This is a genomic window from Bacillus sp. PSXD-155 (assembly GCF_049310765.1).
GTDB lineage: Bacteria > Bacillota > Bacilli > Bacillales > Bacillaceae_G > Bacillus_A > Bacillus_A cereus.
The window spans coordinates 90,580-103,699 of the sequence record NZ_JBMOWC010000010.1; the positions used below are offsets into that span (position 1 = coordinate 90,580).

Here is a 13,120-nt window from a genome sequence, read left to right on the forward strand (position 1 = left end):
TATGAATTAAGTTTACATAATATAATTATAATCTATTTATCTAGAGCTATCTTGACTGCTTCAATTGCATGTATATGAGTCGTATCAAATATCGGGACAGATACGTTTTCTTGCTTTATTAATAACCCTATTTCTGTACAACCTAATATGATTCCCTGTGCTCCTTTTTGCACTAACTCTTCGATGACTCTTTTATAATATTCTCTAGATTGAGATACTATTTTTCCTAAACATAATTCTGTATATATTACTTTATTTATTTCTTTTCTATTTTTTTCTGATGGTACTATTACTTTTATATCATGCTCTTCAATACGTGACTTATAGAAATCTTGCTCCATTGTATATTTAGTTCCAAGCAGACCAACCTTTTGAATGTCTTTTCTTTTAATTTCTTTTGCAGTTGCATCGGCAATATGTAAGACTGGAATATCAATTTTCTCCTTTATTTTTCCAACTACCTTATGCATTGTATTTGTACAAATGATTATAAAGTCTGCTCCTCCCTTCTGTAATGAATACGCCGCATTCGCTAAAACTTCACCTGCTCCATTCCAATCTCCTCTAGACTGGAATCTTTCAATCTCTTCAAAGTCCACACTATTAATCAAACATTTTGCTGAATGTAGCCCTCCTAATCTCTCTTTTATTTCTTCATTAATAATTCGATAATATTCAGAAGTTGATTCCCAACTCATACCACCTATAAGACCTATCGTTTTCATACAAACACCTACCTAAACTATTTTTATAAAACTAATAACAATGTTTTATTATGTATATTATACATAATAAAACAAGACTTTAAGTTTGGAATATAAAGTCTTGTTTTAACGGAAAATACGGAAATAATAAAGAATAATTCTACTTTCATTTCCAAGGAAATTTTTATAGAATATTCTGAAATTAATAATCTGATTTTTTTATGAATTCTTTATACTTATAATTAAAACACTCTCGATACAGCTCTTTGATTTCATCATATGATGGAACACGTGGGTTATTAGCTGGGCTACCACTTTCAATTGCATCTGATGCCATTTTAGAAATAGCATTTTCAAATTCAATTTCATCGATTCCGTATTCTTTTAAATTTGGAATACGAAGATCAAAGCAAAGTTTTTTTATTTCACCAAGCGTGTAGTCTGCTACTTCCTCATCAGAATTCGAATACAAATCCTTATTTAAACTACGTCCAATTTTTGCTAACCTTTTCATTGCACTTGTTTTTGTAAACTCTAACACTGTAGGTAATAGTATGGCATTTGATATTCCATGCGGTACATGAAATAATGCTCCCACTGGCCTTGACATTCCATGAACTAATGTAACTGATGCATTAGAAAATGCAATTCCAGCTTGTAAGGAAGCAATCATCATCGCTTCTCTTGCCTCCATATTACGTCCATCTTCATATGCTATACGTAAATATTTCATAATACTTTCAATAGCTGAAAGAGCAAGTACATCTGTAAGTGGTTGTGAAACTTTAGAAATATACGCTTCAATCGCATGACATAATGCATCTATTCCTGTTGCTGCCGTAATTTGTGTTGGTAATGAACTTGTCAAAACTGGATCTATAATTGCTACTTTCGGTATAAAACTAGGATGCTTCATCATCATTTTTACATCTGTTTTTTTATTCGTTATTACTGCTACACTTGTAACTTCCGATCCAGTACCAGAAGTTGTTGGAATTGCAATAAGTGGTAGTGGATTGTTTTCTATTTCAATATCCTTTTGGACATAATCCTCAACTTCTCCACCATTTGTATATAAAACCGCTACTGCTTTCGCAGCATCAATACAACTTCCACCACCAATACCGATAATAAAATCACACTTTTCCTCTTTACAAAGAGATAACGCTTCTAACACGTGTATATTTGTAGGCTCAGCATCTACTTTATTATATGTACTAACAGTAATACTTTTCTTATTTAGTTGTTGTATACACTTTTCAACATATCCTAATTTCTCCATAATTGTATCAGTAACTATAAAAGCTCTTTTCCCTAACTTTTTTGATTGTTCCCCCAGTTTTTCAAGCGAATTCCTTCCATATAATACCGACTTTGGCATACGAAACTCAGAAACTTCTTGCAAGTACTCCACCCCTTCTTATCCTAATTAATATTTTATGATATAAATTATCGATTTGATGAATCTTTACGATTCGAATGTTTAATAGAGTCCTGTTAAAGTATAGAACGCGATAACTAAAAATACAGCAACCGTTTTCAAAATTGTGATAGCAAATATATCTTTATAGGACTGTTTATGTGTTAATCCTGTTACTGTAAGAATAGTAATAATAGCCCCGTTATGCGGTAGTGTATCCATTCCTCCTGATGCCATTGATACGATACGGTGCATAACTTCTAATGGAATATCAAATTGATTGGCCGCTGCAATAAATTTATCTCCCATTGCGCTTAATACTATTCCCATACCTCCTGATGCAGAGCCTGTAATTCCAGCTAAAATATTCGTCGTTACTGCACCATTCACTAACGGATTTGTGAAAGTAGCAGAGATACCATCTCTCATAATTGCGAAGCCTGGAAGTGCTGCAATGACACCACCGAATCCAAACTCAGCTCCTGTATTCATCGTTGCAAGTAGCGCTCCACCAATACTTGTATTCAATCCAGCTTGGAAACCTGTTACTACTCGCTTCCAATATAATAATAACGTTGTTAAGATCCCTATAATAAGTGCCAATTCTACAGACCAAATTCCTACTACTGCACTTAATTCTACTTTTCCAAATGCTTTCATACCAATTGCAGAAAAATCAAAACCGCTTGGATACCACTTCGGTATCATAATAGTAAACACTTTATTCATTACACCTACTAAAATAAGTGGTATAAATGCAATAAGTTGTTGTGCTCTTGTGATTTCAATGTTATTAATTAATGGCATATTTTTTTGTTCTAATTGCAAAGATGCTGCCATTTCAGTATTTCCGTCATTAAAACCAAAATATCCTTCACCTGCCGCTTTTGCCTTCTTACGTCTACTCTCTAAATATAGTAAACCTAATGTAAGAACAAAAATTGCTCCTACAATCCCAAGTATCGGTGCAGCATAAATATCCGTTTTAAAAAATGTTGTAGGTATTACATTTTGAATTTGTGGTGATCCAGGTAGTGCATCCATTGTAAACGTTACTGCTCCAAGAACAATCGTTCCAGGGATTAAACGTTTTGGAATATTAGCTTGTCGAAACAACTTAGCTGCGAACGGATAAACAGCAAACACTACTACATACACACTAACACCACTATACGTTAAAATAGCCCCCATTAATACAATCGCTAATATAGTACGTTTTTCACCGACTAACTCAATAATCGTTTTTGCAATAGAATCCGCAATTCCTGACATTTCCACTACTTTTCCAAATATTGCTCCTAATAAAAACACAGGAAAATATAGCTTTATAAAACCAACCATTTTCTCCATAAAGATATTAGAAAAGAAAGGTAATACATAACTAGGTTCTGTCAAAAATACTGCAAATAATGCAAATATCGGTGCGAATAAAATAACAGAAAAGCCTCTGTATGCTACGAACATAAGTAAACTTAGTGCTAATAATATAATAACTAACTCCAATTTTACCCCTCCATTAAACAGAATATTCTAAAATTTATTGATAAACTTCTACTAATCTTTTAATTCTGACATCCCTCCTCTTATTCATACAATTTTTTCATGCTAAAAATGTCTAATTATAAATATTCGATTACATATGAAAAATCCCTTTAAACAGAAACGAATTCCTCATCATACGTTATAAAGGGATTGCTAGTATCTATATTTACTAATTTATTAAACTTTTTTCTACACAAAAATGATACAGTTCTTCAACATCTTTCACTATGTAAGTCGCACTAACTTCAGTCAGTTCTTTCTCACAGCCATAGCCATATAAAACACCAATTGAAGCAATTCCATTCTGATTCGCACCTATTATATCGTGCTTTCTATCACCAATCATTATCATTTCTTCTTTATTTAGTTCTTCATTTGTTTGTAAAATATGAGCAATTATTTCTTCTTTTTTTATTCTCGTACCATCTAAATTACTTCCAATGATATCTTCGAAATAATTCGTTAATTGAAAATGCTCTATAACTTGTTTCGCAAATACAGTGGGCTTTGAAGTAGCTACGAATATGCGATTTCCTGAACTTTTTAATTGTTGCAACAGCTTCAGAATCCCCTCGTATACATTATTTTCAAACAATCCACGCTGCTTTAAATACTCACGGAAGTAAAAAACTGCACGTTCAACCTCTCCTTCACTCATATTATATCTCTCTACGAATGATTGCTGAATAGGAGGACCTATAAATGAATCTAACTCACTTATATGTACTTCTTCAATTCCTACTTTTTTTAACGCATACAAAACCGAATTTACAATCCCTTCTTTCGGATCCGTTAAAGTTCCATCTAAATCAAATAGAAATGTTTTATACATGTTTCATTCCTCCACTTAATTTGCTGTATAAATAATTGCTAACATCTCTTCCACTTCTCCCTATTATACTATCATTATCTATTTTTTCGAAAAATCAATTTCCATATGTCACATACTTTCAGTTACAAAATACGATAGATATGATAAAGTAAAAAAGTTACAATTATTTTAATAGAAACTGGTGAAACAAATGTCAATTACGTTAATTTTTATAATGGCTTTCACAATTGTAATCCACGCAGTTGAAACAAGCTCTTATAGTATTCGATTAGCGGGGGTTCGTTTAAAGAAGATTGCTGTCGCATTATCCGTCGTAGGAATCGTATTACTCATTTCAAGAACGTCAAACTTACTACAAGCCTTTTTACTTGGCGGGATTGTGGACGAAGCAAAACTAGATCCTTCTATTGATTTAGAGCATATTATACGTCTTGTACTATTATCTGCTTCTATCGGTACATTGCTTGCGATTATACTGTATCCAACTTTGACAAAACTATTTGGATATGTCATTCAAAACTTTGAAACAGACGGTTCTTTCATTCGAATGATGAAAACGAATAACATTCAAAAATTAAAGTACACAAAAAAATATGTCCGCTTTCCAAAGTTAGAAATGATTCATAGACTGCGTATCGGCGGTATTCCAAAGCGTATAATGCTTATTAACATGTTCGCTACTGCAATTTATACAGCGGGGGTTCTTTCCGCACTATATGCTTCTTTTTTAATTCCAGCTTTCGCAACAAAAGCCACTACAGCTTCTGGTCTTATTAATGGTTTTGCTACTATTTTATTAACAGTGCTACTAGATCCACGTATTGCTCTTTTAACAGAGCGAGCTCTTCAATCAGAAGAAGGTGCTGAAGCAATGAGTAAAATGTATGCTTGGCTAATGATTTCTAGACTTTTTGGTACATTACTAGCTCAACTGTTATTCATACCAGGTGCTTACTGGATCACATGGATTATAAAGCTTATGAATTAAATCCACACTCTAAAAAAAGCAGGTGAGATAACAAATGACTATACAAACAGAACAAGATATCATTCGCTTAATAGAAAACGACGAATGGATGATGACTGTATTACAAATGGCAAAATCACTAGAGCTACCTGATTGGTGGGTTTGTGCCGGCTTTGTTCGTTCTAAAATTTGGGATACTTTACACGACTACGAAATAAGAACAGATACGCCTGATGTAGATGTTATTTATTACGATTGTCTACATAAAGACGAAACATATGAAAAGTTATTAGAAACGAAACTAATGAATATGGATGCCACTATCCCTTGGTCAATAAAAAATCAAGCTCGTATGCATGTAATGAATAACATGCCGCCATATTCTTCTTCTGTTGATGCTATTTCTAAATTTCCTGAAACAGCAACGGCATTAGGAGTTACATTAGATGACCAAAACAATATTATATTAGCATCTCCATGCGGAATCGAAGATGTACTTTCACTACAAGTGAAACCAACAGCTCATTTTCTTGAAACAAAAGAACGTATACATATGTACAAAAATAGAGTTATAAAAAAGAATTGGCAAATTAAATGGCCTAACATAACAATCGCTTATCCAGAAATATAAAAAGGGTGCCCCTCATTTATAGAAGCACCCTTTTCTTCATTTCAAAAAATGAATAATTGTTTCTGCGAATCTATCTGCTTCCTCATAGTGAGGTGAATGACCACTCTCTTCAAATACGATACACTTACCGTTTTGAGCATCTTTATTAAATGTTTCAATTTGTTTTTCACACGTTACTACATCATGTTTTCCTACAATTAATAACATTGGATTCTGTACTTCTTTTATTTTATATAATAATGATTTATGACATGCACCCTCTAATTTTAATCTATTAAAATGAATTTGAGAACGATTTGAAAATATTTCCCACTCTTCATCACTGTATAAACTCTCATCTGTCCTATCTTCCTTATTATTGTAAATCTCCATTCTTTTTTCTTCTAATTCATTGCTTAGTCTTATATAAGCTTCTAACAACTCTTTTGAACTAGCATTGCTAGATGAATAAGCAAGAGACTCTTCTGCTACTTCTTCTTTTCCATATTTTTTTAATAAATGCCCTGTCTTTTGCAACAAAGCTCTACTTGTTAATGCAAAATCAAAAGTTGGTCCTTCAAATATTATTTTCTCTATTGAACTTGGATATATCGACGCATAAAGCAATGCTACATATCCACCGAAAGAATGTCCAATTATAGACCACTTCTCAATTTGTAATACTTTTTTTAATTCCTCACAGTCTTCAATCAAATCATTTAATCCAAAAGCTTCGTCCTCAGTAATTTTTTCTGAACGACAAACACCTCTTTGATCTATCATAATTACATATAGAGAATCTTTTAAACGTTCCGCTTGATGAAATGAAAAATCATAACAACTCTCTCCTGGTCCACCATGCAAATATAAGACTGGTTTATCTTTAGGATTTCCATGCGTTTCAACGTATAGCTTTTTCCCTCTAATATTCATGTATCTCCCTGCTTCTATCAAATTTGCCTTTATGATCATCACCTCCCCTTTTTTACTGAATATTATAACATTTAATGTTAAATAATCCCTATTACATTTAAGAAGACGATAATTATTGCAAGTGGTGCTACAAATCGAAGTAAAAATGCCCAACAAGTAAATACTTTCTTTCCATAATTACCACCTACAAAAAACTCTGCTTCTAGTACCTTCTTCTCCATTTTGAATGAAACGAAAATACTAATAAATAGTGCTCCAAGTGGCATTAATATATTACTAGATAAAAAGTCTACCGCATCAAAAATATTCTTTCCAAAAATCGTAATATCACTCCATACTCCAAATGATAACGCAGATGGTATACCTACTAAGAAAATACAGAAACCAATGATCCATGATAGTTTCGTTCTTCTTTCTTGTTCACCATTTGCTAATGCTGAAACAACAGTTTCTAGTAGAGAAAATGCCGATGTTAATGTCGCAAATGTAAATAGTGCAAGGAATACTGTTAAGAAAAATCCACCGAATGGGATTTGACTAAATACAGATGGTAATACGATAAATAGTAATCCAGGTCCTTCTGTCGGCTCCATTCCTAATGAAAATACGGCCGGAAAAATGGCAAGACCCGCAAATAAAGAAACAAATAAATTCAATCCAACAATTGTTATTGCTGATTTTGGTAAACTTTCTTTTTTATTTAAATAGGAACTATACGTAACCATAATTGAAATCCCGATACTAATTGCAAAGAATGATTGCCCCATTGCGAACAAAATACTTTCCGAAGTAATCTTTGAGAAATCTGGTTGTAAGAAAAACTTCACACCTTTCATTGCATCATCAAGTGTTAACGAACGAATAATAAGAGCGACAAATAAAACGAACAATGCTGGCAACATATATTTACTTGCTTTTTCAATTCCGTTTTGTACACCCTTTGATACAACCCATATCGTAATGAACATAAAAGCGAAATGTCCCATAATAGCCCAAGTGGGATTCCCAATTGTTTCAGTAAATAACGCACCGTAATTTTGTCCTGGAGTAATCAGTTGTCCAGTTATTCCTCTGAATAAATAAATTAATACCCATCCACCTACAACACTATAAAACGAAAGTAGTATAAAACACGTTCCAACGCCAAGGCGTCCGATCCAGTGCCATCCTGTATTTGGTGCGATGCTTTTAAATGCTCCAACTGCTTGTTTCTGCGTACTGCGTCCAATCATAAATTCAGCTATAAGTAGCGGTAGTCCAATTAAAACAGTAAATAATATAAAGATTAAAAAGAACGCTCCTCCCCCACTCTTCCCAGCGATATAAGGAAACTTCCATATCGCACCAAGTCCAATTGCTGATCCGGCTGCTGCCATTATAAAACCTAATTTCGAAGTCCATTGCTCCGTCTGTTTCATCTCATTTTCCTCCTAATTAAATCTTTTTATATAAATAAATAAATTTTATAGACCTATCCAAATAAACCCTCCATTTCTTCTTCCATATAATAAAAAAATGGCCTAGCATCTCTATTTAAAGAGACGCTAAGCCATTTACTTAACGCGGTACCACCCTTATTGATTCCATTATGAATCCACCTTAGTAGTAATCGTTTGATTACAAACCTAATATCGAAGGTTAACCGTTAAGATTTACTAAGAATGTGATTCCGTTCCACCTTACTGCTCCTAGGCGAGTTCAGGATGTCATTTGACTATGTCGCACCAACCCATAGCTCTCTGTACAAATACATGACCTTACTACTCCTATTCAACACATTTTAATATTTAGAATATATTTTCTTTTGAAATTAATATGAAGTATATCGGTTATATTTGTAACTGTCAAGGGATATATTATTTTTTTGTCGAAAAAGATTTCTCAAGACGTTAATATTGGTCTAATAGCTCTAACATGCCATTCACCAAAAAGTCATTTGGATCATGTGTAAATACTATAGATTGTTCAATCGCCTTCACATCTACTTCATATTTCTTTAGTTCTCGTTGTATTAATACTTTCGCCATATCGGACAATAGCGCTTGTAGTCCATCACGTACTTGTCCTTCCGTTAAAACGTACTTTACGATGACTTCAAAAAATAATACAACCCTTTATTTTTTCTTCCACTCTCGTTATACACTGTACAACGCCACTACAATCTATAAAAATTTAATACTTCGTGCACTTATAAAATTATAATGTGTCTACCTATTTCTATCCTAAAACGCAAAAAAGCACTTGTTTCCTTTAGTTGACAATCAAGTGCTTTAAGTTCAAATGTTTTTAAGTAACATGTATTTGTAAGTTTTGCAGTAAACAGTATGGCACCTTTTATATGCCGTGACAACTACTATGTAAAAACTTACGAGTTTGTACGATTTTGTTAGTTTAGTATACATACCGTGTGTTTATATTCATTGCCCAGTAAAATATCATCTCACCTAAGCTCGTACTTCGTTTTCTATTCTATCATTGCACATAATACTCTATGATGGTACAACCATCATAGAGTATGTATTTTCAAACACCCTATTATTTTTTCCTATCCACTTCACATATACTTTGTTTTTCATAGGTTATTATAGTTAAAGCTTATATCCATAAAAATATTTTTGTCCCTTTTCCCAGTTTTCACTTGAAAGTTCGTTTATATAGTCAATAAAATCTTTATAATTACTTGCACTAATAATAGTGTTGTAATCCGCAGGTACTCTTTCACCAGTCCAAATTGATAATAAAGATGGTATTAATTCCATTTTTAATTGCTCCTCATTATCAGCAGCAATCATAACCCGCTGAATCAATTTTTTAGCTAAGTCTTCAGGAAAAGCTAAATTCTGTTGAAAATAATAACTATTTGTATCCTTCTCCTGACAATACTTAAAATAAAAATTTCCAATTTCATCTATAGTTGCATCTTCACCAATTTGATCTTCAAAATTAATAAAGGAATCAATTGAATCTCTTATAATAGTAGGTGTATCACTGAATTCCTCCCACTCTTCAAGTAAAGCCAATAAATATGGAATTACCTCAAGAGAAAGTGAGGTTGTGGCTGCTGATGCAAAAGTGTCTACTGTTTCTTCAGTTACCTCACTAAGAAAACGGAGATTATTTGAATCCCTTAAGTCTTCATGTGTTGCGACAGATAAAAATACTCTAATACATAAATTCAGAACTGCTTCATCTTTAGTCTGATTCATTAATTGAACTAATAGTGGTTTTTGAGTAAAATCCCCCGTTTTAAATAATTCTATTAAGTTAAATAAAACTTCCGTTTCTGTTAAAGATTTTAAAATTTTTTCTTTTATTTCCGATTTAGCTAAAATTGTTTTTTCTCCAAACCATATACTATTCATAAGATTTCTCGTTTCTCCCATAAATGCACCTACTTTCATTAAATTATCTCTTTCCATTTTCTCGTTGCCATTTCAGAACTTTATTTTGAAAAACAGTAACCTCAGTATGTTGTGGATTATTACCAAATACAATAATCCCCTTTTCATTCTCATGTATTTTTAGTACCTTAGCATTTTCTTTACCATAACCCATTTCATGATAAAAATTCAAATTCAAATCATCAATTTGCTCTCGACGAATAGTCGATTCTCCTGTATTCTTTATATTTGAACTTACATTCTCTTCCCCAAAAGATAAACCTTGTACATGGTGACCTTTTTCAAGTTCCCCTCTTCTAACCAACGCTTGATAGTCTGCTCTTGTTTCCTTTAGTTCTTTACCCTTTACCCTTTACTAGGGTAGATTCATCAGGATTAGGATACCAATCAGGGTTAGTTTCGTGTAATTTTTTTGCCTCATCATAATAAGGTCCATAAACATCCTTACTCGAAGAATTATTACCCGTACCCTTATTTAAAACCAAAAGCGATAATTGGATTACCAATTATCGCTTACTAAGTCAAACCATTTGATGTACTATAAAGTAACACGTATTTTATTATCTATGATAGTTCTAAAATTGGTGTAATTTCTCATCATGTTATTACCATATGCACTAACTGCTTCATTACCATACACCATACTTTCATAGTTATCTTTAAATTCTTTTTTTATTGACTCTTCCAAACTGTCATAGTATCTTTTGATAGCTTCCTCTGCCAATTCACGTGACCCGTGCTTTAATATAAAATTAATATCTACCATATAACCCTTTTGAGGATAAAAACCCCTTTCAACAACCTCTTTTACAAAGTTGTTCAAATCATTCGTGCACCTTTCTACAATTGGCATAAATACACTATTTAACCAATTGGTGAATTCGTTAACTGTCCGCTCCCACTCTTCCTCATTTGCTATGTTCCAATATAACTGATTGCTTGGTACATTGCACTGACGTGTATTAATATGAAATATTTTATCTTTAGATTTTAAAGGAAGAATTGCGCATTCACCATAAAATACTACATTTTTATCAGATATATTATTCCAACTTGTATAAAAGAATACCTTATAAATGAAATTTTTATCTTTTTTACTCATCCAATGACCCGACTTAGAATATTTCCAACCATTATCTAAATACTTTTCAGATATTAGATTACATACGCGCTCAAATACTTTATTCGCTTTCATTTTACATCTCCAATTCAAACTACCTAAGATTCATATGTTTTAAACTCAATCCTCAAATCTTGAGTATTCTTCCTAAAAACCTCTAATAATTTATTACAATTTTCAGTCGGTTTATATTTAAATCTTAAATCAAATATAAAGCCATCTACTAACTTAGCATCCGGATATACACTATAGATTTGCCCACTTTCAATAAAAGATACATAGGCATTAATTTTATCTTGTAACAATGCTAAGTGCTGAAGTTCATTTTCCCAGTCTAAATGATCTGCAATCATTAATGCTAACTTATTTTCACCCATACTCTTGCCAATTCCATCTATCTTATTTTTGTCTAATATCGACACTTGTCTCTCACCTCATTTATTCATCAAAATAAGTTGTCCCCTCAGGACGAACAATTTGCAGTCGTGTTCCACTAGGCACTTCGTATCCCCCTGAAAAATCTCCCTTTCCTTCACCTACGACTGCCCCACCAGAATTCTTCAATTCAGGGAATCCCTTTTCTTGATTAGTAGTATATGGAGCAGTAGCGGAACTTTTATATTCTTGTATAATAACATTCCCATATTCATCAGATGCAATTGCGTCAACTCTCACCTTGGTCCCTTCATGCGTAACAATGGTTATTTCTCGTTGAGCATTTTCATACTGCTGTGAAAATAGATTAAAACTTTCATCAGAAAATTCTTGCCTCTGCTCTTTAAGTGATGCCCACTTTTCACTTGCTTCTTTCCACTCCAGTGGCTCTTTAGGCGCTTCACCATTGTTGTATTTCCTTTCACAATATACATCATACTTCGTTGGCAACTCAGCATTTTTAAACCTACCGGTATTATCAAGTAGATCAGAATTCCCTTTTCCAACTTTCCCCGTACCCTTTTAGTTGTGATCTCACGCTAATTTTTAATTAGGGATTTTTTCAATACACTTAACAAAAGAGACCTCAAATATGAGGTCTCTTTTGTTAAGTCTTCTTCATCTATAACTTCCTCTTTACTTATTCAATATCAGACAATCTCCCTTATTGAAATATAATAAAATCCTAATAAAAACGCGTTCTTCAAAAAGTTCTTTTTCTGCCCTTCGAATCTAGTAAAATGGCTATAAGATATTACAAATTTAAGCTACGCTTAACTTGCACTAATAAATCCATTAATCCATTTCTTTCTGGATTTTTTTCCACTTCTTTTTTCACATGTTCTTCCAAATAATTATAAAAAGTTTCAAAGTCCAAATACACTTGTTGTTCAGACTCAACAGCTGGAGAATCTAATTCAACCAACACATGCTTATCATCTAAAGGTATAGGTAGCTGTGACATATCAAATTCATCTAAATCCGACTGAAAATGAACAAATACTATTTCTTGTCCAAACCCCTCTTTTTTCACAAAAAAACTCAAAGCTCTTTCCAAGTACTTACCGTTTATAAAGTTAAAATATATTGACATTAATTCATCGTTTTTCTCTTTATCTTCAATAAATTCAAAATTACTATTCATTTTATCCTCCTA

General features: G+C 32.7%; 15 protein-coding genes and 1 other annotated feature. Of the genes, 2 read left to right on the forward strand and 13 right to left on the reverse strand.

The window, feature by feature from the left end:
• Positions 1-32: 32 nt before the first annotated feature.
• From ACO6VI_RS13990 to ACO6VI_RS14005, 4 genes are all read right to left on the reverse strand, one after another.
• Complete coding sequence (locus tag ACO6VI_RS13990; protein WP_000848576.1) at positions 33-725, reverse strand: aspartate/glutamate racemase family protein; 693 nt, start codon at positions 723-725, stop codon at positions 33-35.
• A 181-nt stretch (positions 726-906) separates the two neighbouring features.
• Complete coding sequence (locus ACO6VI_RS13995; protein WP_001158667.1) at positions 907-2,109, reverse strand: iron-containing alcohol dehydrogenase; 1,203 nt, start codon at positions 2,107-2,109, stop codon at positions 907-909.
• Between the two features lie 78 nt (positions 2,110-2,187).
• Positions 2,188-3,627 (reverse strand): GntP family permease, encoded by a 1,440-nt coding sequence (locus tag ACO6VI_RS14000; RefSeq protein ID WP_000424326.1) that lies wholly within the window; start codon positions 3,625-3,627, stop codon positions 2,188-2,190.
• A 208-nt stretch (positions 3,628-3,835) separates the two neighbouring features.
• Positions 3,836-4,498 carry an HAD family hydrolase gene (locus ACO6VI_RS14005; protein ID WP_088020926.1) on the reverse strand — a complete coding sequence of 221 codons (663 nt, stop codon included), beginning with the start codon at positions 4,496-4,498 and terminating at the stop codon, positions 3,836-3,838.
• A gap of 190 nt (positions 4,499-4,688) precedes the next feature.
• Here ACO6VI_RS14005 and ACO6VI_RS14010 point away from each other — a divergent pair, with 190 nt between their 5' ends.
• Both ACO6VI_RS14010 and ACO6VI_RS14015 read left to right on the forward strand, forming a co-directional pair.
• The gene (locus ACO6VI_RS14010; protein ID WP_000028911.1) at positions 4,689-5,486 is read left to right on the forward strand and encodes a lipid II flippase Amj family protein; all 798 of its coding nucleotides are present in this window, start codon (positions 4,689-4,691) and stop codon (positions 5,484-5,486) included.
• 34 nt (positions 5,487-5,520) lie between these two features.
• Positions 5,521-6,096 (forward strand): nucleotidyltransferase family protein, encoded by a 576-nt coding sequence (locus tag ACO6VI_RS14015; RefSeq protein WP_065483400.1) that lies wholly within the window; start codon positions 5,521-5,523, stop codon positions 6,094-6,096.
• A 36-nt stretch (positions 6,097-6,132) separates the two neighbouring features.
• Here the strand turns inward: ACO6VI_RS14015 and ACO6VI_RS14020 are convergent, their stop codons facing one another.
• The 9 genes from ACO6VI_RS14020 to ACO6VI_RS14060 all read right to left on the reverse strand — a co-directional run bounded on the left by ACO6VI_RS14020 (position 6,133) and on the right by ACO6VI_RS14060 (position 13,108).
• Positions 6,133-7,047 (reverse strand): alpha/beta fold hydrolase, encoded by a 915-nt coding sequence (locus ACO6VI_RS14020; RefSeq protein WP_094194508.1) that lies wholly within the window; start codon positions 7,045-7,047, stop codon positions 6,133-6,135.
• Between the two features lie 38 nt (positions 7,048-7,085).
• The gene (locus ACO6VI_RS14025; protein WP_023521821.1) at positions 7,086-8,426 is read right to left on the reverse strand and encodes a sodium-dependent transporter; all 1,341 of its coding nucleotides are present in this window, start codon (positions 8,424-8,426) and stop codon (positions 7,086-7,088) included.
• A 116-nt stretch (positions 8,427-8,542) separates the two neighbouring features.
• Positions 8,543-8,791 (reverse strand) — a binding site (T-box leader).
• A 106-nt stretch (positions 8,792-8,897) separates the two neighbouring features.
• On the reverse strand, positions 8,898-9,035 hold the full coding sequence (locus ACO6VI_RS14030) for a hypothetical protein (protein ID WP_001151344.1): 138 nt from the start codon (positions 9,033-9,035) through the stop codon (positions 8,898-8,900).
• Between the two features lie 561 nt (positions 9,036-9,596).
• Entirely contained in the window at positions 9,597-10,409 is an 813-nt protein-coding gene (gene imm47 / locus ACO6VI_RS14035) for an Imm47 family immunity protein (RefSeq protein ID WP_043924651.1), read from the reverse strand.
• Between the two features lie 4 nt (positions 10,410-10,413).
• Positions 10,414-10,713, reverse strand: a complete 300-nt coding sequence (locus tag ACO6VI_RS14040; protein ID WP_043924650.1) for a hypothetical protein — start codon at positions 10,711-10,713, stop codon at positions 10,414-10,416.
• 234 nt (positions 10,714-10,947) lie between these two features.
• Positions 10,948-11,604 (reverse strand): hypothetical protein, encoded by a 657-nt coding sequence (locus ACO6VI_RS14045; RefSeq protein WP_023521819.1) that lies wholly within the window; start codon positions 11,602-11,604, stop codon positions 10,948-10,950.
• 23 nt (positions 11,605-11,627) lie between these two features.
• Positions 11,628-11,951 carry a DUF6572 domain-containing protein gene (locus tag ACO6VI_RS14050; protein ID WP_000025254.1) on the reverse strand — a complete coding sequence of 108 codons (324 nt, stop codon included), beginning with the start codon at positions 11,949-11,951 and terminating at the stop codon, positions 11,628-11,630.
• Positions 11,952-11,967: 16 nt separating this feature from the next.
• A complete protein-coding gene (locus tag ACO6VI_RS14055) occupies positions 11,968-12,414 on the reverse strand; it encodes a hypothetical protein (RefSeq protein ID WP_023521818.1) in 447 nt (148 codons plus the stop codon).
• Between the two features lie 304 nt (positions 12,415-12,718).
• Positions 12,719-13,108 (reverse strand): hypothetical protein, encoded by a 390-nt coding sequence (locus ACO6VI_RS14060; RefSeq protein ID WP_001087573.1) that lies wholly within the window; start codon positions 13,106-13,108, stop codon positions 12,719-12,721.
• Positions 13,109-13,120: the final 12 nt, after the last annotated feature.

What these genes read in the sequence shown, in the direction of transcription:
- ACO6VI_RS14010 (WP_000028911.1), top strand. Translation starts at nt 4,689, where the DNA reads ATGTCAATTACGTTAATTTTTATAATGGCTTTCACAATTGTAATCCAC.
- ACO6VI_RS14025 (WP_023521821.1), bottom strand. Translation starts at nt 8,426, where the DNA reads ATGAAACAGACGGAGCAATGGACTTCGAAATTAGGTTTTATAATGGCA.
- ACO6VI_RS14030 (WP_001151344.1), bottom strand. Translation starts at nt 9,035, where the DNA reads ATGGCGAAAGTATTAATACAACGAGAACTAAAGAAATATGAAGTAGAT.
- imm47 (WP_043924651.1), bottom strand. Translation starts at nt 10,409, where the DNA reads ATGAAAGTAGGTGCATTTATGGGAGAAACGAGAAATCTTATGAATAGT.
- ACO6VI_RS14020 (WP_094194508.1), bottom strand. Translation starts at nt 7,047, where the DNA reads ATGATCATAAAGGCAAATTTGATAGAAGCAGGGAGATACATGAATATT.
- ACO6VI_RS14015 (WP_065483400.1), top strand. Translation starts at nt 5,521, where the DNA reads ATGACTATACAAACAGAACAAGATATCATTCGCTTAATAGAAAACGAC.
- ACO6VI_RS14045 (WP_023521819.1), bottom strand. Translation starts at nt 11,604, where the DNA reads ATGAAAGCGAATAAAGTATTTGAGCGCGTATGTAATCTAATATCTGAA.
- ACO6VI_RS14060 (WP_001087573.1), bottom strand. Translation starts at nt 13,108, where the DNA reads ATGAATAGTAATTTTGAATTTATTGAAGATAAAGAGAAAAACGATGAA.
- ACO6VI_RS14005 (WP_088020926.1), bottom strand. Translation starts at nt 4,498, where the DNA reads ATGTATAAAACATTTCTATTTGATTTAGATGGAACTTTAACGGATCCG.
- ACO6VI_RS13990 (WP_000848576.1), bottom strand. Translation starts at nt 725, where the DNA reads ATGAAAACGATAGGTCTTATAGGTGGTATGAGTTGGGAATCAACTTCT.